This is a genomic window from Nocardia xishanensis NBRC 101358 (assembly GCF_001613365.1).
Classification (GTDB): domain Bacteria; phylum Actinomycetota; class Actinomycetes; order Mycobacteriales; family Mycobacteriaceae; genus Nocardia; species Nocardia xishanensis.
This window is the reverse complement of the sequence record NZ_BDCF01000023.1, coordinates 64,472-82,786: the sequence shown is the minus strand read 5'-3', so window position 1 is coordinate 82,786 and position 18,315 is coordinate 64,472. Positions and strand designations below refer to the sequence as shown.

The 18,315-nt window shown below is 68.6% G+C and carries 22 protein-coding genes; 7 read left to right on the top strand and 15 right to left on the bottom strand.

The window, feature by feature from the left end:
• Nucleotides 1-12 precede the first annotated feature (12 nt).
• Nucleotides 13-1,035, bottom strand: a complete 1,023-nt coding sequence (locus NX1_RS19720; RefSeq protein ID WP_068061386.1) for a DUF418 domain-containing protein — start codon at nt 1,033-1,035, stop codon at nt 13-15.
• A 149-nt stretch (nt 1,036-1,184) separates the two neighbouring features.
• On the opposite strand from NX1_RS19720, the gene NX1_RS19715 reads away from it, so the two are divergent.
• Nucleotides 1,185-1,664, top strand: coding sequence for a MarR family winged helix-turn-helix transcriptional regulator (locus NX1_RS19715; protein WP_068061383.1), 480 nt, complete (start codon nt 1,185-1,187; stop codon nt 1,662-1,664).
• Nucleotides 1,661-2,041 carry a DUF5313 family protein gene (locus tag NX1_RS19710; RefSeq protein WP_068061380.1) on the top strand — a complete coding sequence of 127 codons (381 nt, stop codon included), beginning with the start codon at nt 1,661-1,663 and terminating at the stop codon, nt 2,039-2,041. Before NX1_RS19715 ends, NX1_RS19710 begins: the two co-directional genes overlap by 4 nt.
• 6 nt (nt 2,042-2,047) lie before the next feature.
• Here NX1_RS19710 and NX1_RS19705 read toward each other — a convergent pair whose 3' ends face one another.
• Nucleotides 2,048-3,271, bottom strand: coding sequence for a cytochrome P450 (locus tag NX1_RS19705; RefSeq protein ID WP_068061377.1), 1,224 nt, complete (start codon nt 3,269-3,271; stop codon nt 2,048-2,050).
• Between the two features lie 149 nt (nt 3,272-3,420).
• On the opposite strand from NX1_RS19705, the gene NX1_RS19700 reads away from it, so the two are divergent.
• Complete coding sequence (locus NX1_RS19700; RefSeq protein WP_068061375.1) at nt 3,421-3,669, top strand: hypothetical protein; 249 nt, start codon at nt 3,421-3,423, stop codon at nt 3,667-3,669.
• A 54-nt stretch (nt 3,670-3,723) separates the two neighbouring features.
• Here NX1_RS19700 and NX1_RS19695 read toward each other — a convergent pair whose 3' ends face one another.
• The 10 genes from NX1_RS19695 to NX1_RS19650 all read right to left on the bottom strand — a co-directional run bounded on the left by NX1_RS19695 (nt 3,724) and on the right by NX1_RS19650 (nt 14,050).
• Nucleotides 3,724-4,527, bottom strand: a complete 804-nt coding sequence (locus tag NX1_RS19695; protein ID WP_068061373.1) for a hypothetical protein — start codon at nt 4,525-4,527, stop codon at nt 3,724-3,726.
• Between the two features lie 234 nt (nt 4,528-4,761).
• On the bottom strand, nt 4,762-5,718 hold the full coding sequence (locus tag NX1_RS19690) for an MlaD family protein (RefSeq protein ID WP_068061366.1): 957 nt from the start codon (nt 5,716-5,718) through the stop codon (nt 4,762-4,764).
• A complete protein-coding gene (locus NX1_RS19685) occupies nt 5,715-6,800 on the bottom strand; it encodes an MlaD family protein (protein ID WP_084501576.1) in 1,086 nt (361 codons plus the stop codon). Before NX1_RS19685 ends, NX1_RS19690 begins: the two co-directional genes overlap by 4 nt.
• A gap of 73 nt (nt 6,801-6,873) precedes the next feature.
• Nucleotides 6,874-7,977 (bottom strand): MlaD family protein, encoded by a 1,104-nt coding sequence (locus NX1_RS19680; RefSeq protein ID WP_068061493.1) that lies wholly within the window; start codon nt 7,975-7,977, stop codon nt 6,874-6,876.
• Nucleotides 7,977-9,023: an MlaD family protein gene (locus NX1_RS19675; protein WP_068061363.1), complete on the bottom strand. Its 1,047-nt coding sequence runs from the start codon at nt 9,021-9,023 to the stop codon at nt 7,977-7,979. Before NX1_RS19675 ends, NX1_RS19680 begins: the two co-directional genes overlap by 1 nt.
• Nucleotides 9,011-10,015 (bottom strand): MlaD family protein, encoded by a 1,005-nt coding sequence (locus tag NX1_RS19670; RefSeq protein WP_068061360.1) that lies wholly within the window; start codon nt 10,013-10,015, stop codon nt 9,011-9,013. Before NX1_RS19670 ends, NX1_RS19675 begins: the two co-directional genes overlap by 13 nt.
• A complete protein-coding gene (locus NX1_RS19665) occupies nt 10,012-11,046 on the bottom strand; it encodes an MlaD family protein (RefSeq protein WP_068061357.1) in 1,035 nt (344 codons plus the stop codon). Before NX1_RS19665 ends, NX1_RS19670 begins: the two co-directional genes overlap by 4 nt.
• A gap of 3 nt (nt 11,047-11,049) precedes the next feature.
• Nucleotides 11,050-11,916, bottom strand: coding sequence for an MlaE family ABC transporter permease (locus tag NX1_RS19660; protein WP_068061353.1), 867 nt, complete (start codon nt 11,914-11,916; stop codon nt 11,050-11,052).
• Nucleotides 11,916-12,761, bottom strand: coding sequence for an ABC transporter permease (locus tag NX1_RS19655; protein ID WP_068061346.1), 846 nt, complete (start codon nt 12,759-12,761; stop codon nt 11,916-11,918). The genes NX1_RS19660 and NX1_RS19655 overlap by 1 nt, the downstream gene beginning before the upstream one ends.
• A gap of 197 nt (nt 12,762-12,958) precedes the next feature.
• Entirely contained in the window at nt 12,959-14,050 is a 1,092-nt protein-coding gene (locus NX1_RS19650) for a calcium:cation antiporter (RefSeq protein WP_218024149.1), read from the bottom strand.
• 53 nt (nt 14,051-14,103) lie between these two features.
• On the opposite strand from NX1_RS19650, the gene NX1_RS19645 reads away from it, so the two are divergent.
• Nucleotides 14,104-14,487, top strand: a complete 384-nt coding sequence (locus NX1_RS19645; protein WP_068061340.1) for a DUF4377 domain-containing protein — start codon at nt 14,104-14,106, stop codon at nt 14,485-14,487.
• A gap of 39 nt (nt 14,488-14,526) precedes the next feature.
• On the opposite strand, the gene NX1_RS19640 is transcribed toward NX1_RS19645, so the two are convergent.
• Complete coding sequence (locus NX1_RS19640) at nt 14,527-14,982, bottom strand: NUDIX hydrolase (protein WP_068061337.1); 456 nt, start codon at nt 14,980-14,982, stop codon at nt 14,527-14,529.
• Nucleotides 14,983-14,985: 3 nt separating this feature from the next.
• Nucleotides 14,986-15,381: a nitroreductase/quinone reductase family protein gene (locus NX1_RS19635; RefSeq protein ID WP_068061335.1), complete on the bottom strand. Its 396-nt coding sequence runs from the start codon at nt 15,379-15,381 to the stop codon at nt 14,986-14,988.
• 182 nt (nt 15,382-15,563) lie between these two features.
• Here NX1_RS19635 and NX1_RS19630 point away from each other — a divergent pair, with 182 nt between their 5' ends.
• From NX1_RS19630 to NX1_RS19620, 3 genes are all read left to right on the top strand, one after another.
• Nucleotides 15,564-16,235 carry a phosphate signaling complex PhoU family protein gene (locus NX1_RS19630; RefSeq protein ID WP_068061490.1) on the top strand — a complete coding sequence of 224 codons (672 nt, stop codon included), beginning with the start codon at nt 15,564-15,566 and terminating at the stop codon, nt 16,233-16,235.
• A 519-nt stretch (nt 16,236-16,754) separates the two neighbouring features.
• The gene (locus NX1_RS19625; RefSeq protein WP_245668581.1) at nt 16,755-17,507 is read left to right on the top strand and encodes an HNH endonuclease family protein; all 753 of its coding nucleotides are present in this window, start codon (nt 16,755-16,757) and stop codon (nt 17,505-17,507) included.
• 35 nt (nt 17,508-17,542) lie between these two features.
• Nucleotides 17,543-17,767 (top strand): hypothetical protein, encoded by a 225-nt coding sequence (locus tag NX1_RS19620; protein WP_084501575.1) that lies wholly within the window; start codon nt 17,543-17,545, stop codon nt 17,765-17,767.
• A 48-nt stretch (nt 17,768-17,815) separates the two neighbouring features.
• On the opposite strand, the gene NX1_RS19615 is transcribed toward NX1_RS19620, so the two are convergent.
• Nucleotides 17,816-18,262 (bottom strand): hypothetical protein, encoded by a 447-nt coding sequence (locus tag NX1_RS19615; RefSeq protein ID WP_068061332.1) that lies wholly within the window; start codon nt 18,260-18,262, stop codon nt 17,816-17,818.
• Nucleotides 18,263-18,315 lie beyond the last annotated feature (53 nt).

The window sequence follows — 18,315 nt, the reverse complement described above, 5'->3', positions numbered from 1 at the left end:
GACAACCTCGGATCACCTGCGCGGCAGTCCGATCGAGGCCACGCCTTCCGGTTCCGGCTTGCCGAGTGGGACGATGCGCCACCAGGTGACGCACCGCCACACCCATTCCAGCGGGCCGTATCGAAACCAGGACAGCCACAGATAGCTGACAAACGCTTGGAAGACAACGATTCCGGCGGCGAGTCCGAGCAGCGCGGGGTAGCGCGTGGTGCCGCCGAGACGCAGGTGCGATTCCGCGACCAGGATCAGCGCCGTGGCCGACACGTAGTTCGTCAGCGACATGCGCCCCATCGACGCGAGCACCTCGGTGAGCACCTCGAAGTATCCGGTGCGCAGCACGAGCAGCAAGCCGCTGACGTAGGCGAGTGCGCCGAACAGTCCCGCGATCGCCTCGATCGGACTGGTCCACAAATCCAGATACGGTGTGCGCCACTGCCATACGGCGGTCACGAGCGCGGCGGGCAGTGCGAGCGCGAAGACCGCAGCGAGCTGCCAGTTGCGGCCGTGTAGGTCGACGACGAGATCGTAACGGCCCGCGGACAAGCCGAGCAGGAACAGACCGGGCACCAGGGCGAGGCCGCCGCCGAGGGTGAGCGCCACGCCCACCGTGCCGACCAGGCCCGCGGTCAGAATCAGCCACGGCGGCAACGCGGATGCGGGCAGCAAGATCACCGCTCCAGCGACCGCGTACGGCAGCAGCGCCTCCCCTGGCTGGAACCGCTGGTGGACCAGCCCGAGCACGCCGAGCGCGATCAGCCTGCGCGCCAGCACGAGTCGTGGGCGCGCGGTCCGTTCGGTGGCGCTGTCCAGGAACAGCGCGAAGCTCAGGCCGAACAGGAACGCGAAGATCGGGAAGAAGCGCCCCTCGACCAGCACCGAGAGCGCGTGCCGGAGCGGGTCCATCGCCTCGCCCGAGGGAACGGTGGCCGTCATGTCGGTCATCTGCCAGATGATGACCACCGGGATGCCGCACAGGGCGAATCCGCGGACGGCGTCCAGTTCGTGAATGCGCTCACGCGGGGCGACGTCGTACATGTTCCGACAGTAACCGCCAGGTCGGCGGAATTCCGTCAACCGACCTGCACATGGCCGGCGCGAAAGCGAAGGTGCGGGAGATGTCGCACACATACACTTCACGCGCTAACTATTTGTGCGTTAACCTAGCCGGGACCCGAGGAGGAACCGTGGAGACCGAGATCGAGGACCCGCTGCGCCTGGACCGGCAGGTGTGCTTCGCGCTGGCCGTGGCCAATCGCGCGGTGCTCGCCGTCTACCGCCCGCTGCTGGAACCGCTCGGGCTCACGCACCCGCAGTACCTGGTGATGCTCGCGCTGTGGGGTGAAGCGCCGATGTCGGTGAAGGAGATCGCCGAGGCCATCCAGCTCGATTCGCCGACCCTCTCGCCGCTGCTCAAGCGCCTCGAGTCGGCCGGACTGATCAGCAGGGGCCGCGACCCGCGCGACGAACGAAACCTGGTCATCGATCTGACCGACACGGGCGCCGCGCTGCGCGCACAGGCCGAGCGGATTCCGCCCGCGGTGGTGCAGCGCCTCGGCGTCACCTTGGCCGACCTCGAGGAACTGCGCGAGGTGCTGACCCGGGTCAACGAGGCCGCCCGCCGGTCGGTGCTCGCCGACCCCGCATCGACAGGAGCCGACGCATGACCCGCGCCCGCCGCCGCCCCAATCCCGTCGAGTGGATCGGCTACGCCTTCGGGCGCGGGCTGCCCGATTCGTTGCGCGACTGGGTGCGCGACGACCTGACCGGAAAGCACGCCGTGGCACGCCATTTGGTGCGCGGCATGGTTCCGTTCACACCGCTGTTCGTGGTGTTCCTGTTCTTCCCCGGCGAGCTGTGGTTGCGCGGGTCGATGGTGCTGCTCGCGATGCTGCTCGCGGTGTTCTACACCGCGGCGTTCATGCCGATGAACCGCGCGCACCGGTTGACCAAGCACGGGCTGCCCGCCGATCTGGAGAACCCGGAGCGGGCGCGCAGGCGCGCGCTGGAACGCGCCCGCTACGCCGCGCAGCATCCGCACTGAACAAGCTCAACGGAGGACGAGCGCGAGGCGCGCGTGCCTGCGCACGAAGATGCTCGGGACCCATTGGGCCGCATCCCGTTCCGGGGCCAGCTCGAACGACTGGGTAGCGGCGAGCAGCGCCCCGAGCGCGACTCGCGCCTCCAGCCGGGCGAGTGCGGCCCCGACACAGAAGTGGACGCCCTTGCCGAACGCGAGATGACCGCGCTGGACGGTGCGATCCAAGCGGAGCCGGTCGGCGTCGGGAAAGACGGCCGGGTCGCGGTTGGCCGCACCCCAGAGCAGGAGCAGGTGCGTGCCCGCGGGCAGGTCGACGCCGCCGAGCGTGGTGTCGGCGACGACGTGCCGATGGTGGGCGCGGAAAGGCGATTCCAGTCGCAGCGCCTCTTCCAAGAAAACCGGTAGCAGCTCCGGATCCTCCCGGAGTCGTTGTTGCAGAACCGAATCGGTGGCGAGCAAGCGGACGGCGTTGCCGATCAGGCCAGCGGTCGATTCCCCGCCCGCGCCGACCAGCTGCACCAGCATCAGCACCGCGACCTGCGGCTCGAGCTCGCCCGCCGCGCAGGCCCTCGCCAGATCGCCGAGCAGGTCGTCGCCGGGGGCCTCGCACGCCGCGGTGAACGCCCGGTGCAGATGACCGGCGAGCTCGGTCGCCGCGGTGATCACGATCCCGAGCCGATCGGTGGTGACCACCCCGCCGAGCAGCTCGGTGGAGGCGTAGCCCCACTCGACCAAGCGCGGGACATCCGCGTCGGGCAGCCCGATCAGACCCGCGACCATGGTCATCGGAAGGCGGTCGGCCATCGCCGTCATCCACTCGATGCGGTCGCCCTCCACGCCCTCGGCCCATAGCCGCCGGACGTTTGCCTGCATCGTGGGCTCCAGTGCGCGAATACGTTTCGCGACGAGCGCGGGTAGCACCAGTTTGCGCTGGCGCAGGTGCTCCGGATCGTCGGCGGTGGCGAGCACGTGCACCGCCTGCTCTTCGCCGTCCATGTCGAAGACCGACGCCGAGCCGTCGGGCTGGTGTACCAGAGCGGCGGTCAGGTGCGAGGAGAAATCGGCGGAGCGGGTGGCCGCCTCCACGACGAGATCCCAGCGGCTCACCAGGTAGAAATCGGTGCCGTCGACCCGGTGCACCGGCGCCGTACGGCGCAGCCGGTCGTAGAGGGGATACGGGTCGTCGAGCGAGCCCGGGTCGAACAGGTCGATTTCGTCCACTGCGCGGGTCATCCGCTCCGCCTCTCGTACTCCGACAGCAATGTCGCACATTAGGTTTCGCCGCCGCGGCGGCCCGAGCCGGGGAGACCATCGCCGCCGCGATCGCAGGAACGACGGGCGGCGAGCGCGTCGCGGCCGCGATCCTCGCCGCGCTCGAAGCGGTGCGAGCCGACCGCGTCGCCATCGCCTTCCTCAACGGCGCGGCCCCGCACGAGATCGAGCGGTTCCTGGCAGGCAACCCGCGGCTCGCACAGGCAGCCTCCGCCCTCACAGCCACCGGCGACAACCCAACCGCCGGACAGTGGATAGTCCGCGTGGTCCTCTCCCTGTTGTTCTGGCCCGCAGGCGATTACGCCACCGAGCGGGCCCTGGTCGAACGATTCGTCGTCCCGGTCTTCACCCCCGCCTAGCCGCGTAGCGCACTATCGCATCCTCGCCACAACGCATCAGCAACGGCGTCTCGCTCAGGCGTCCGCGGGCGGTGCTGGTTCGGCCGGTGGCGGAGGCGGGACCGGGAGTGGGAAGAACTGGGGCACGATCGGCGGTGCTGGGGCGGCCGGCGGCGGGGGTGCGAACGGCGGGCCGGCGGGGGCGACCGGGGGTGCGGCGGGTGGCGGTGCGAACGGAGGGCCGGCGGGGGCGACTGGAGGTGCGGGAGGCACGACCGGCGGTGCGGGGAAGACCGGCGGTACCGGCGCGCCCGCGCCCTGTTCCTGCTGGACGCAGATCCACCGGCCGTCCGGGGACAGGCCCCAGTGGGCGGTGATGCCGTCGTGCGAGCAGTCGTCGCCGACCTGGTGGTCCTCGCGGGCCTGCTCTTGCGGCAGGCAGATCCACTGGCCGTCCGGGGCGTGGCCCCACTGCGCGGTGATCCCGTCGTGCGAGCAGTCGTCGCCGACGCGGTGCGGTTCGCGGCCCTGTCCCAGCGGCACGCACGTCCACTGGTCATCGCGCAGATCCCACTGCGCGGTGATGCCGCCCGCCGAGCAGTCGTCGCCGATCCTGCGTGCCTGCGGGACGGCCGGCGCGGCCGGACGGGCGGTCGTGGTCATCGGCACGGTGCGCGCGGTGGGGGCCGCGGCCGTCGATTTGGTGGCGAACGCGGGCGTCGGCCCGGCGTCGGGATCCGGATTCGACCGCAGCACGAGTCCGATCGCCACCACCACCGCGAGCGCCGCGGCGATGGCCGCGGCGATCATGAGAACGTGAGTGTTGTTCGCCCCTTCGTCCTTGTCATGAGGCGCAGGGCCGCCGCCGGACTCCACCATCGCACCGCCTTCGCTGCCGAACAGAGAACACCGTCACGAGTAGCCGATCTTTCCCGGCAGGTTACCCGAAGGTCGCTGTCACGAAGACCATCCACCCGAATCCCGTGTTCCCACTGCTCATCAGCCACCCAGCAACCGATTCGCCGGTAGCCACGCAGACCCTCCGCACGCTTCACAGAGCTTGTACGCGCTGCGAAGCGAGTGGTAAGTCTGCGAGACCCGTTGCGAGGCGGCCTATTTGATGGCGACGCGGACCTGGATCGCGTCGTCGTCGGTGCTGTGCAGCGCTTGACCGATCAGGGTGCTGAGGTCGAGCCGGGGCGCGGCGGAGGCGCCCGCGTCCGCTAGCGGTCGCAGGCCCGGGACGAGTGCGCGCAGTTCGGGACCCGCTTCGCGGAGCCAGGCGGTGAGCTTCTCGAGGAACGGCACGACGCCGTCGCCCTCGAGGTACATCTCCGGACTGCCCTGCGCGGTGACCAGGCGACCGACCGCCTCGACCAGCTCGTCGAGCGCCTGACCGAACCGCACCAGGCCGGGCGCGCCCGCCGCGGTGGCCGGGCCCGCCCATTCGATGTCCGCGGCGGCGAGCTGAAAACTGTCGAGCAGCTCGGCGATCTTCGGTGACCTGGTCATGATGGTCGAGGCGAGCAGATCACCGGACCTGGCCAGCTCGGGCATCACCGACTCGGTGCCGGTCACGGACTCGCTCATGGTCTCCACCAGCGAGCCGACGACAGCGGGATCGAGCTGGTTCATGGTCTTGGTGACCATGCGCGCCACCTCGGCGACGGACAGCGGCGTCCGCACGTCCTCGGTGTCGAGGCGCTGGCCGTCGCGCAGGTACGGTCCGCCCTCGCCCTTCGGCACGAACTGCACGTACGGCTCGCCGAGCGCCGAGAGATGTTCGATGGTGACGACGCTGCGGGTGGGCACCTTGTGCGCGGCGTCGACACGGAAGCCGACCTCGACGCCGGCGGCGGTGTTGTCCACCGAGGTGACGTCACCGATCTCGATGCCGGTCAACAGGATCGGCGAACCGACACCGAGCCCGCCCGAGTTCTTCAGCACCATGGTGGCGTGGGTGTAGTCGGCGAACGGATCGAACCGCACCACGCCGAATGTCAGGTAGGCCGCGCCCAGGATCATGATGGCGGCGATGCCGCCGAGCGAGGCAAGCGAACCGATCTTCATCGGACGGCTCCGATCATGCGCAGGGTCTCGACGATGCGATCGACCTGCTCCTGTTCCGCGACGGGACCGGCCTCCGCCCGCACGCCGGTGATGTTCACCTTCGGCCCGCGCTCGACGAACGGAATGATCTTGTCCCGCAACAGCGCGACCAGCATGGCCAGGTTCGAGGGGTTGCGCAGATCGAGCGGTCCTCCGGTGGCCAACGGCACGAACGCCCTGGCCGCCGCGTCGCCGGACTGTACAAGCGGCGCGAGCCACACCAGCGACTGGCCGACCGGGCCGAGCCCGCCGAAGATCTTCGTCACGCCGTCGATGGATCGCGTTGCGGCGCCGAGGCGATCCACCGAGGCCGCGCTGAGGACGTTGTCCAGCTCCGGCTGCACCTTGTGCAACACATCGGCGTTGTTGGCGAGGCCGTAGAGCAGCTTGTCCACCTGGTCGAGGTTGGCGGCCAGGTCGGCGGCGTCGGCGCCCATCACGCCAGCGATCCGCGCGGTCTCCTTCGGATCCTGCGGCAGCACCGAATTGAACCGGTTGACGATGTCCTGCAACTGGCCTACCGCGCCGCCCTGCACGAAGAACGCCATCGCGGCCATCGTGTCCTCGAGTTGCACAGGAGGTTTCGTGTGGTCGAGATCGATGGTGCCGCCTGGTTCCAGCAGCGAGCCGAAACCGTCCGGCGGGGTGGTCAGTGCGATGTGGATGTCGCCGAGCACCGTGTTCTGGCGCAGCTCCGCGATCGTGTCGGACGGCAACCGTACCGATTTCGCGATCTCGATGTCCACGACGACGTACCCGCCACGGCCCTGCGGCGACTCGGCCGCAGGCACCACGATGACCTTCTCGACGGCGCCGACCTGCGCGCCGTTGGCGATGACCTTCGCGCGGGCGGGCAGGTTCAGCGCGTTCGCGAACTCGATCCGCACGCGATAGGTCGGGCCGGACACCGAGGTGCCTGGCACCGGCACCGAGGACGGGTCGAAGGCACAGCCGCCGAGCAGAACGGAGGCCGCAAGCGCCAGCGCGATCGCGGTGCGGCGCAGGGTTTTCGGCCGCCTCAGCGGCACACTCCGCTCACTCATGCCCGCGCCTCGCTGACGCTCGGCCCCGGCATGCGCGAGACACGCCGGCACATGAATCGCTCACTGCGTTCGCTCATCGAGCACCCGCCAATCCCAGCACCAACTGCACCAGCTCCACGTTCACCATGCCGTTCTCGACGCCGGCGCACCGGCCTGGCGACACCGTGTTCATGGCCGCGCACACCTGCTCGGCGTTCTGCTGCGGGATCGCCACCTTCGGTGGGGCGTAGGTCAAGCTCGCCGCGCCGGTGTCAGGATCGGCGACGCTGCGCAGCGCGGAGGCGAACACCGGTGTGGTGAGCACGATCTCGCGCAACGAGCCGACGTTGGCGCGCAACAGCTTCAGCATCGGCACCGCCCGATCGAGCAGGGCGAGGATCTGGTCGCCGAACGAGTTCGTGAGGTCGTCGATCATCGGCAGCACCTCGGCCAAGCCGTCGAACAGCTGCGCGCCGGGGATCAGCAGGTCATCGCTCGCCTGGTTCAGCACCGGTCCGACGCGCACCAGCATGCTCTGCAGATCGCCCCAGTACCGGTTCACCTTCTGCGACACCGAGGCGAACGCGTCGAAAATACCCGCGAGGTGGCCGATGTCGGCGTCCGGCGATTTCAGCGCCGATCCGAGCTTGCGGATCAGCTCGTTGATCTGCGGGCCGGTGCCGGCCGTCGCCCTGTCCAGCGAGCCGAGCCCGTCCGCCAGTGAATTCGGCTGGGACGGATCTGGTCCCACGATCTGGTCGGAGAGTTGCGCGAGCGCCGTGAGGGTCTCGGTGAGACTCTTCGGTGTCAGTGTCTTGGTGATGCACCGAGAACTGTTCCAGCGCTCCAGGTTCGTGCCGCTGGCCAGCACGGCGAGTTCGCGGTCGGCGACGACGGTGTCGGACACGGTGGTGGCCGAGGCGTCGGCGTACACCGGATGGTCGGCGTCGACCTCGAAATCGACCCGCACGTTCGGGCCCTGGTTACGCACGGAGGTGACGCTGCCGACCGTGATGCCGCGCATGGTCACCTGGTTGCCCTCGTACAGGCCGATGCTGTCGGGCATGATCGCGCAATAGGATTCGGTCTTCTTCATCGGATCGAAGACGACGAAATAACCGGCCACCCCGAGCAGCGCGATGACCGCGACGCCCGCGATCGACATGAACGCCTGGGTGCCGAGCAGCTTCTTCAGCATCAGCACTCCTTCCCCGGCACCGGCACGCACACCGACGACAGATCCAGACCCGCGGGGGCGCGCACCGTCGCACCCGAGTGGTCGAGCACGATGCCCTCCTCCGGGATCACCAGCGAACGCAACTTCTCGCCGAGCCGCTCGGTGCTCGCGATCATCGGTTCGAGCTTGCCGCCCATCTCCTCCAGCCGCGGCAGCGCGTCGGCCAGCTGCTGCGTCCTCGGCTTCAGCGTGGAATTCCAGGCTGGCGCGAGCGCGGCGAGCCGCTGCACCACGCTGTTGATCAGCGCGACGGACTCGCGCAGTTCCGCGCGCTTGTCGATGAGCACGGTCTCGAGCAGGTTGACGTTGTCCATCAGCCTGCCCAGGTCGGTCTTCGCGCCGTCGTACATGGTGACGTATTCGTCCGCCACCGCGATGGCATTGGAGACCTGGGCGCGCTGGCGGTCGATGGCGTCGATGTAGCCGCCGACCATGTCCAGCGTGGTGCGCAGGGTGTCGGGCGCGGAGGTGAGCGAATCGTCCAGCGCGGACAGGTTGCGCCGCAGCGTGTCGCCGTCGAGCTCCTTCAGCGGCGTCGCGGCGTCCTGGAAGGTCTGGATCAGGCTGTAGGGCAGGCGGACTCGATCCGCGGGGATCGGCTTCTCGCCGAGCGGCGCGTCTCCCGCGGGGAACAGCGCGACGTAGTGGCCGCCCACCACCGTGAGCATGCGGATGTCCAGCGAGGTCTTGTCACCGAGGAACACCTCGGATTTCACGGTGAACTTCATGACCACCCGGTCCGGCTTCAGATCCAGCGATTCCACCGAACCCACCGGGACACCGGCGAGGCGCACGTCGTCCCCTACCTTCACCGACTGCGCCTCCGACAGTTCGGCCGTGTAGGTGGCCTTGCCGAACGGCACCGCGTACAGCACGCCCGCCGCGACCATGCCGAGCACGACGAGCGCAGCGCCGCTGACGCCGAGACGAATCTCCTTGCGCCGCTTGGCCGCGTCGTCGAGGATCGGCCGGTTACCGCCGAACCAGCGGGAAATCACGCCTGGCATATCGCCACCTTCTGTCCGGCTACGAGGACGCGCACCGGGGCAGGCAGTTCGGCGGCGCCCTTGCTGCACTCCGGTCGCCAGCCGGCGACGGTGCGCGGCAGCGCGTTGTCCACCGACTGCAGCAGGCCGGGCAGCCTGCCGAAGACCTCGACCGCCTGCTGCGGATCGGGGAACAGGCCGCGGATCATCGCGTCGATGTCCTGGTCGCCGTGCGGGTCCAGCCCGAGCGTGGCCAGCAGCCGGTCCAGCGGACCGAGCACCGCGGGCGCGGACATCGCGAAATCGGCGAGCCCGCCGATGTTGGCCTGCAACGACTGGAAGACGTCGCTGAGCCGGGCCAGCAGCGGCACCAGGTAGTGCACCCGTCCGCCGACCCGGTCGGCGATGTCGGACATGTTCTTCACCAGCTGACCGATCACCTGCTGGCGGTCGCCCACATACTCGCTGAGCTTGCCGATGGCCGCCATGGCAGGGCCGATGCCGGTGCCGTCGCCCTCGATCACCGCGAGCATGCTCTCGGTGAACTGGTTGACAGCCTCGGGGGACAGCGTCGCGAGCACCGGCTTCAGACCGTTGAACAGGCTGGTCACGTCGAACGAAGGAACTGTCATGTCGGTGCCGATCAGCGCGCCCTCGGCCAGGCGCACACCGGGATTCGGCTGCTGCTGGAGATCGATGTACCGCTGCCCCGTCAGGTTCTGGTACCGGATGGCCAGCGTGCTGTTGTCGTAGATCGGGGTCGCCGTGCGCACCGTGAGATGGATCTTCGCCTTCACCCCGTCGAGCGAGATCTTCTCGACCTTGCCCACCTGCACGCCGTACATGCGCACGTCGTCGCCGACCTTCAGTCCGTTCGCGTCGGTGAACAGCGCGTCGTGCGCCTGGGTCTCGCCGGACACCGGCCGCTCGATCGCGGTGAGCACCAGCGCGAGCACCACCGCCATCACCGAGGCGAAAACACCGAGGCGCCAAGCCGCGCCGAGCACCGTCATCGCACACCGCCCTGGCCGAGCAGCGGCACCGCGATACCGGGCACGCCCCGCAGGTCGACCTCCGAATTCAGCACCGGCCCGTCCGGCGTTTCCGGCATCGCCGCGCGCAAATGCTCCAGCAGCAGACGTAATTCGGCTGCTGACTGCTGCGGACGCGGCACCATCTGGGCGAGCACGCTCAGCAGCGGCGCCAGCATGTCGGTGGCCTCGGCCAGCTGCCCGCCCGCGGTGCTCACCGTGGTGGCGAGGCCGGGCAGGATCTGTCCGGTGAGTGCGGCTACGCCGATGTCGTAGCGGTCCTTGCCGGTCTGCACGATCCGGATGTCGTGAATCTGATCCAGGATTTGGATGGTCGCGCCCGCGAAGTCCCCGCCGCCGTCGAAGGCCGGGCCCAGCCTGCCCATCAGCTCGGAGGCGGGCATGGTCTGGTTGTCGGCGATGGTGCGCGCCACCGTGATCAGCGCCTGCACCAGCGGCGTGAACGCCTTGAAGTCCGCCGAGACCTGCGCGATGACGGTCGCCAGCTGCGGGCTGAAGACCGAGGCGCCCACCTGCGACAGGCTGCGCAGGATACTGCCCATCGTCGCGTCGTAGACGCCCGCGGCGCGCGGGCCGGTCAGGTCGATCTCGGTGTCTTGGCGGAGCGGTGAACCGCCAGGGCCACGGCGCAGTTCGAGTTCGCTGATGCCGAACAGATTGGCGGGCGCGTAGTCGACCAGCAGCGAGTCGTCGATGCCGTACAGCCGGGAGTCGTCCAGCCGCAAGGTGATTCGCTGGGTGCCGCGCTGGCCGGGCGCGATCCGCGCCACCTCGCCGACCAGCACGCCGTCCAAGCGCACCTGGGTGCCCTCGGCGACGCCGTCGCCGATCTGCTCGGTGCGCAGCGCGATGCGCAGGCCGTCTTCCGAGCGCACCGTGCGGTAGAGCGCGGTGGTCAGCGCGACCACCGCGATGAGCGCGACGATCACCAATCCGATCGTGCGCGAACGTTTCTTGTCCGCGGCGACGCCGGGCAAGCCGTACTCAGGCAATGTTCACCCCGTGAAGCTGATCGCCGTGTCGAAACCCCACAGCACGATGGACAGCACCATGTCGATGGCGATGATCGCCACGAAACTGGTGCGCACCGCACGACCCGACGCGATACCGACGCCCTCCGGGCCGCCGGTGGCGAAGAAGCCGTAATAGCTGTGCACGAGAATCACCACGGTGCCGAAGATGGCGACCTTGATCACCGCGGCGATCACGTCGAACCCGGACACGAACTGGAAGAAGTAGTGGTCGTAGACGCCCGCTGACTGGCCGTGCACCAGCGTGATGAGGCCTCGGCAGGCGAGGTAGGACAGGATCAGCGCGATCAAGAAGGTCGGCACGATGGCCAGCGCGCCCGCGATCACCCGGGTGGTCACCACGAACGGGACCGAGCGCAGGCCGAGCGATTCGATCGCGTCGATCTCCTCGGAGATGCGCATGGAGCCGATCTCCGCGGTGATCCGGCAACCCGCCTGTGCGGCGAAGCCGACCGCGGCCGCGATCGGGGCCAATTCGCGAGTCGTCGCGTAGGCCGAGACGATGCCGGTGACCGGTCCCATGCCGAGCATGTCCAGGGTGGCGAAGGATTCGACGCCCACCGAGGCGCCCATGACCAGGCCGAGCACGACCATCATCGGCACCGTGCCGCCGCCGACCACGATGGAGCCGCGGCCCCACGTCATGTTCGTGATGGCGCGCATGGTCTCCGCGCGGTAGCGCTGCAACGTCAGCGGAATCGACGAGAGCACCTGCCAGACGAACACCGCGACGAAGCCGAGCGAATCGACCGCGCGCAGGACGCGGCTGCCGCGCCGGAAGTAGCGCGCGACGGGAGCGAATCCCTTCGGGACGTAGGACGAGACCGCCATCATGCCAGCCTGGTTGGCAGGAACATCGCGGTCACCTGCGTCAACACCAGATTCACGCACACGATCGACACCACCGACAGCACCACCGCCGCGTTCACCGCGTCAGCCACGCCCCGCGGGCCGCCCTTGGCCTCCAGCCCCCGCTGACACGCGATGATCACCACCACGAACCCGAAGATCAACGCCTTCACCAGCGAGATCCATACATCGGCGGCCGTGGTGAACGACCCGAACGTCGCCCAGTAGCTACCCGGCGTCACCCCTTGTCCGCCGATCGCCACCGCGTAGCCCGCCAGCACACCGACGAAGATGATCAGCACGTTCAGCAGCGGGGCGACCACCAACATCGCCACCATTCGCGGAATCACCAACCGGTGCACCGGAGAGATGCCCATCGTGTGCAGCGCATCGATCTCCTCCCGAATCGTGCGCGCACCCAGATCCGCGGCGATCGCCGCGGCTCCGGCACCACCCAGCAAGAACCCGGTGGCCATCGGCGCACCCTGCTTGATCACGCCCAACCCACCGGTCGCGCCGAGCAGCGAATCCGCGCCGAGCGTGTGGATCAGGTTCCCCACCTGGATCGAGACGATCACTCCGAACGGGATCGCCATCAAGATCGCGGGCACCGTCGTCACCGTGACCAACCGCCACGCCTGCACGATCGCCTCGCGCCACTGGAACTCCCGGCGCGCGATGTCACCGACCGTTCCGGTCACCGACTCCTGCGCGATGCCCACCGCACGACCGAACGTCCGCAACGACGACACCATCGTCTCGGAGAAATTCTCGCGAACGATCGCGGTCGCGGATTCGCGGTCCGCGGTGCGGATTTCCGTGGTCATAGCCGGGGCCCGCGTGCCGCGCTTTCCGCACGGGAGATGTCGAAATTCATGGCGCTCTCCGAATCCGGCGTCAATGCCAACATCCGTCAAGCTAATCGGTACTCCGCGTCACAACAAAATTCGGTTGCTGTGACGCTGGCCACTCGATAACTGTCCAAGTAACCACTCTCCGCTATTCGTGAGACGCATCACGACGACTACGGACTAGCGGCGAGGAACACAAAAGCCGAGAACAGAGCCAGATGGACGCCGCCTTGCAGCAGCGTGGCGCGACCGGGAACCACGGTCAGCACGCCGACGACAACCGTCAGCGCGAGCAGCACCATCTGCGTCGCGCCCAGTCCCAGCACCAATGGACCCTGTAGCCAGATAGTTGCCACAGCGATGGCGGGGATGGTCAGGCCGATGCTCGCCATCGCCGAACCCAACGCCAGGTTCAGGCTGATCTGCACCTGATCGCGGCGGGCGGCGCGCACCGCGGCCAGCGTCTCGGGCAGCAGCACGAGCAGCGCGATCGCCACGCCCACCGCCGCGGGCGGCATGCCCGCGTTCGCCACCGCCGATTCGATGGTCGGCGAGACCACTTTCGCCAGTCCCACCACGCCGACCAGCGCGACCAGCAACAACCCGAGACTGGCGAGCGTCGCGCGGACCGAGGGGCGCTTGTCACGCGCGTCGTCGTCGGTGACAACGCCGTCCGCTTCCACCGGGAGGAAGTCGTCGCGGTGGCGCACCGTCTGCACCATGACGAACAGGCCGTACAGCGCGAGCGAGGCGACCGCGGCGAAAGCGAGCTGCGCGGGCGAGAACTCCGGGCCCGGCACGCTCGAGGTGAAGGTAGGCAGCACCAGGCTCAGCGTGGCCAGCGTCGTCACCGTGGCCAGCGCCGCGCCGGTGCCTTCCGCGTTGAACACGGCCAGGCGTCTGCGCAGGGCGCCGACCAGCAGTGCCAGACCGAAGATGCCGTTGCAGGTGATCATCACCGCGGCGAAGACGGTGTCGCGAGCCAGGGTGGCGGACTTCTCCCCGCCGGAGATCATCAGCGTCACGATGAGCGCGACCTCGATCACCGTCACGGCGACCGCGAGCACCAACGATCCGAACGGCTCTCCCACCCGGTGCGCGACGACCTCGGCGTGATGCACCGCGGCGAGCACCGATCCCGCGAGGAACACCGCGACCACGATCACCCCCGCTGTCGGCAGACTCCGGCCCCACGTGGCGACCAAAGCGACTGCGGCGAGGAGAGGGATGAACACGGTCCAGCGGGTTGTCAACGCACGGATCATGCCTTCCATCGTCCCAGCTATCTCCGGGCACCCAGATCGGTATCATCGGGGGGATGCAGCAACGACTCCGCGAGGCCGTCGCAGCGAGCATCCTGCTCGTCCCGCTGCTGGCCGCGTGCACCACCGCACCGCAGGCCCAACCAGTGCTCGCCGCGGCCACGACCAGCGAATCCGTGGAACGCGACGGAACCTTCGTGATCGATGTCGCGCCGCAGACCATGCGATGCACCGGCGCCGCGCCGATGGACTGTCTGCAGATCCGCCGCGACCACGACGGCCCGTGGGAGTTGTTCTACGGCTCGATCACCGATTTCGAGTTCCAGCCTGGCTACCGCTACCGCCTGCGCATCGAACAGACCCCGGTGGCGAACCCGCCCGCCGACGCGTCATCGGTGACGTGGCGGCTGGTCGAGGTGCTGGACAAGCAGCCCGCATAGGCGGCGCGGTTCGTCATACGAGTGAGAGCGCAGGCGCCCTCAGCGGTACATGCCGAGGCGCCCGGCTCGCAGGTCGTCGAGGGCGTCGAGGTAGAGCTGGTTGGTCAGCGCGGGCGTGGCGTCCAGATCGAAGTAGCGCAGTTCGAGCGATTCCGCGTCGCCACCGAGACGCCCGCCGATCGGCGCGCAACGAAAGAACACGGTGATCGGCTGCACCACGTCGCCGTTCGGGTACACGTGCCGGTAGCCGGTATAGATGCCCTGGAGCGCTTCGATTTCCACCCGCAGGCCGGTCTCTTCGGTGACCTCCCGCACCACGGCCGACGCGGCCGACTCCCCCAGCTCGATGGCTCCACCGGGCAGGCCCCATTGACCATCGTCGCTGCGACGTTGCATGAGGACGCGCCCGTCGGACACCACGCACGCCGCGGCGTACGCCAGTTGAATGTGGTCGTGGCCGACCCGCTCGCGCAGCCAGCGAATGTAGTCGGCCACCGCTCAGTCGTTCAGGTCGACGCGGACGGTGAGCAGGTCGGTGCCGACCAGCCGGACGGCGGCGCTGTTGGCGCGCGGCAGCTCGCGCAGGCGCGCGCGGGCGTCGTCTTCGGGGAGCAGGTGCGCGGTTCCGGTGTGCCAGCGGCCGTGCAGCCGCACGCGAACCCGGTTGTCGGCTTTGATGTTCCGGACGTACTGCGAGCGCTCGCCGAACTCGGAGACCAGCCAGAACTGGTCGCCGGACCGGCGGCCGCCGATCGGGGTGATGCGCGGTTCGCCGCTCACCCTGCCTTTCGTCTCGAGCAGCTGCTGATTCGGCAGCCTGCGCAGGATCGGGTTGCCGACCCAGCGCTGGAAGGTGGTCACCAGACGGTGTTGCACATCGTCCCTCTTCGGCATACGCCGACCGTAACACCGCGAAGGACGAGCGGCACGCCGCACACGGCGGCGCGATACCAGATCGCTATTTCCGCTGTACACCGCGACTTTCACGGATCATGTGACGCAGCGCGGACGCCATGTCCATACCGGGCAGTGCGAATCGTTTCCCCGCTCGCCCCGCCATAAGCGAGAATTTGCCGGTGCGGACCCAGTTCACCCACGAGCTCAACGCGTTGACGAACGATCTGACGCTGATGTGCCGACTCGCCCACGACGCCGTCGAGCGCGTCACCGACGCCGTCGCGGGCGCCGACCTCGCAGTCACCTACGAGGTCTTCGCCCTCGACGAGCAGCTACAGAAGATGTACGGCGCGTGCGAGGCGCGGACGGTGGTGCTGCTCGCACTCCAGGCGCCGGTGGCCAGGGATCTGCGCCACGTGGTGACGGCGATCCAGATCGCCAACGAGCTGTCCCGCATCGGCTGGCTGACCAGCCGCGTTGCCGACCAGGTCTACCGAAGTCATCCCAATCACGTAGCGCCGCAACTCATCCTGGACGTGCTGACCGAACTCGGCAGGTTCGCGGCGCACCGCACGGCGCTCGCCGGGCAGGCCGTTGCCACCGCCCACCAGTCCGCCGACGCCCAGCAGGTCACCGCGGCGCTCACCGGTCTGCGCGAGCGCCTGCACGCGGCGTTGATCGATCCGGAGCGATCGCAGCCCGCCACCGCGGCCATCGACCTCGCACTGCTCGGCAATTACCTGGAGCGTTGCGTCGACCACACCACGCGCATCGAGCGCCTGATTCGATTCCTGGACACCGGGGTACCGCCGATGGCCCAGCCGCCGGACTCCGAGCTGGACGAGGACTGAGGGCGACCAACAGTCGCGTACCACTGCGGGTCGCACGTCCGGACGACCGATCGACTTGTCCGAAGGCGGATTACGGCCCGCACGTGACGGCCGCCACAAAGCGCCGCCCCCAGGCGAACGTCCCGCGCGAAGCTTCACCTCGGGACCTACCCCTCATCAGCCCCGTGGCGTCGCGCGGTGCGACTGCGGCCTGGACAACCGCACGCCCGCACGCACGCGGACGAATTCGTTCGTGATCCGCCCCCTGAGCCGGCGCCGGCACGACGGCTCAGGGGTGGTCCGGCATTCCCCGGTTCCCCGTGCGGCACAACCCGTCGCCGACGAGTGTGCCGAACGTCATACTCGGCGTTGGCATTCCGGCATAGCCGGGACAAGGTACTTTGGCGCCCGCGATAATTGCACGAGGTAGGCGTTAGGAAACAACTCGATGAAGCTCACGGCGCGGCAATCGTCCCTCTGGCACCCGGCGGCCGGGAGAGTCATCGGCGACGCGGCGATCTCGTTCGACGGAGGATCGCTGTGAACCGCAAAGTGCTGGCCGTGATCGCACCGATCGTCTTCAGTCTCTCGCTGACCGCGGCATGCACCGTTTCTCGCGGCACCGACAGCAAACCGCAGACCTCGCCAGGACAGCAGACTTCGACGTCCGCCAAGGAAGTTCGTGACCTGCTCGCGAAACTCGCTGTCGCGCAGGAAGCCGCGATGACGGGGTACAGCCGCGAGAAGTTCCCGCACTGGGACACCAACAAGCCCGAACACGGTTTCGGCGCCGACTTCACGCAATACAGTCGCTGCACCACGCGGGAAGTGATGCTGCTGCGCGACGCCGTCGGCTCGGTCCGGCTCGACCCCAAAACCTGTGCGCTCACGGTCGGTTCCGACGGCGGCTGGCGCGATCAGTACGGCGTGCTGGACGGCAAGACCGGACAGCTCAAAGAGTACAAGTGGATCACCGACCCGTCCGGCGTCGACGCCGAGCACATCGTCCCGCTGGCCGAGGCGTGGCGATCCGGTGCGGCCACGCGCGACGAGGACACGCGACGCCGCATCGCCAACGACGCGATCAACCTCGTCGCCTCCGACCCCTCGGCCAACCGGTCCAAGGGCGATCAGGACGCCGCGAACTACCTGCCGCCGGGAAACTTCCGGTGTGGCTATATCGGTCGCTACCTCCAGATCAAAGTAAAATACGGCTTGACCATCGATTCCGCCGAACAGTCCGCCCTGCGTACCGCAGTCGACGACTGTGTCAGCCGAGGAGGGTTCAGATAATCGACATCATCGAGATCTCCGGCAAGGCCGCCGTCATGACCGAGGAGGAAGGGACGGTGTCCGGCGATCTCGATGTCACCGTCGATGCGACGGGCAAGGGACTCGTCCGCTACCGCGACACCGAGACATGGCTGACCATCGGTAATCTCGACGGCAATCCCCCGCGCACCTGGTCGACGACCGCCGAACTCGCCGCCGCCATCGAAGCCGGACGCGGCGCCCGCGACGCGGCGGGCAACCTGGTGTTCTTCGAGGCGTGACGAGTTCGCGCGCGTCCTGCTGACGCCGAACCGCCGCGACGTGACCGGCTAGGCGTCGATACCGATGTACTGCTGGTCGAGGCGGATCCGGCCCTCGCCGTCCAGCGCGATCACCTCGTAGCCGCCGCCGACCACGGCGCCGTCGGCCCTGGTCACCATCGCCCAGCCGAAGCCGATCAGGTTCGCGGTGAGCTGGGTGGCGGGACCGTGCGTTTCGAAGAGGTGCTCGCCGGGGGCGACGAACATCTCGTAGGCGCGGCTCACGCGCCGCTCCAGGGCTTCGGCGCCGCGCACCTCGAGCGGCGGGATCGGGAAAGCCAGGTTCGTCGCGGCGTCGCGGATTGCTTCGGGGGGATCGACCAGCACCTGCGCGCCGTCGACGGCCCAGAGTTCGTCGATCAGGTTGCGGCGCAGCGTGGGATCGGGCTCGTTCCAGAGTGCGATGTACCGCTCGGCGAAGCGGGCCGGTTCTTTGTCTTCGTGCTGAGTGCTCATGGCACCGAGTTTGGCGAGAACGATGCGGCGCCGCGATTCCCCGCAGGGTATGG

Bases quoted from the DNA above. Each gene is read 5' to 3' on its own strand.
- NX1_RS19720 (WP_068061386.1), bottom strand. From the start codon at position 1,035: ATGTACGACGTCGCCCCGCGTGAGCGCATTCACGAACTGGACGCCGTC.
- NX1_RS19710 (WP_068061380.1), top strand. From the start codon at position 1,661: ATGACCCGCGCCCGCCGCCGCCCCAATCCCGTCGAGTGGATCGGCTAC.
- NX1_RS19705 (WP_068061377.1), bottom strand. From the start codon at position 3,271: ATGACCCGCGCAGTGGACGAAATCGACCTGTTCGACCCGGGCTCGCTC.
- NX1_RS19695 (WP_068061373.1), bottom strand. From the start codon at position 4,527: ATGGTGGAGTCCGGCGGCGGCCCTGCGCCTCATGACAAGGACGAAGGG.
- NX1_RS19690 (WP_068061366.1), bottom strand. From the start codon at position 5,718: ATGAAGATCGGTTCGCTTGCCTCGCTCGGCGGCATCGCCGCCATCATG.
- NX1_RS19685 (WP_084501576.1), bottom strand. From the start codon at position 6,800: ATGAGTGAGCGGAGTGTGCCGCTGAGGCGGCCGAAAACCCTGCGCCGC.
- NX1_RS19680 (WP_068061493.1), bottom strand. From the start codon at position 7,977: ATGCTGAAGAAGCTGCTCGGCACCCAGGCGTTCATGTCGATCGCGGGC.
- NX1_RS19675 (WP_068061363.1), bottom strand. From the start codon at position 9,023: ATGCCAGGCGTGATTTCCCGCTGGTTCGGCGGTAACCGGCCGATCCTC.
- NX1_RS19670 (WP_068061360.1), bottom strand. From the start codon at position 10,015: ATGACGGTGCTCGGCGCGGCTTGGCGCCTCGGTGTTTTCGCCTCGGTG.
- NX1_RS19660 (WP_068061353.1), bottom strand. From the start codon at position 11,916: ATGGCGGTCTCGTCCTACGTCCCGAAGGGATTCGCTCCCGTCGCGCGC.
- NX1_RS19655 (WP_068061346.1), bottom strand. From the start codon at position 12,761: ATGACCACGGAAATCCGCACCGCGGACCGCGAATCCGCGACCGCGATC.
- NX1_RS19650 (WP_218024149.1), bottom strand. From the start codon at position 14,050: ATGATCCGTGCGTTGACAACCCGCTGGACCGTGTTCATCCCTCTCCTC.
- NX1_RS19645 (WP_068061340.1), top strand. From the start codon at position 14,104: ATGCAGCAACGACTCCGCGAGGCCGTCGCAGCGAGCATCCTGCTCGTC.
- NX1_RS19635 (WP_068061335.1), bottom strand. From the start codon at position 15,381: ATGCCGAAGAGGGACGATGTGCAACACCGTCTGGTGACCACCTTCCAG.
- NX1_RS19620 (WP_084501575.1), top strand. From the start codon at position 17,543: ATGACCGAGGAGGAAGGGACGGTGTCCGGCGATCTCGATGTCACCGTC.
- NX1_RS19615 (WP_068061332.1), bottom strand. From the start codon at position 18,262: ATGAGCACTCAGCACGAAGACAAAGAACCGGCCCGCTTCGCCGAGCGG.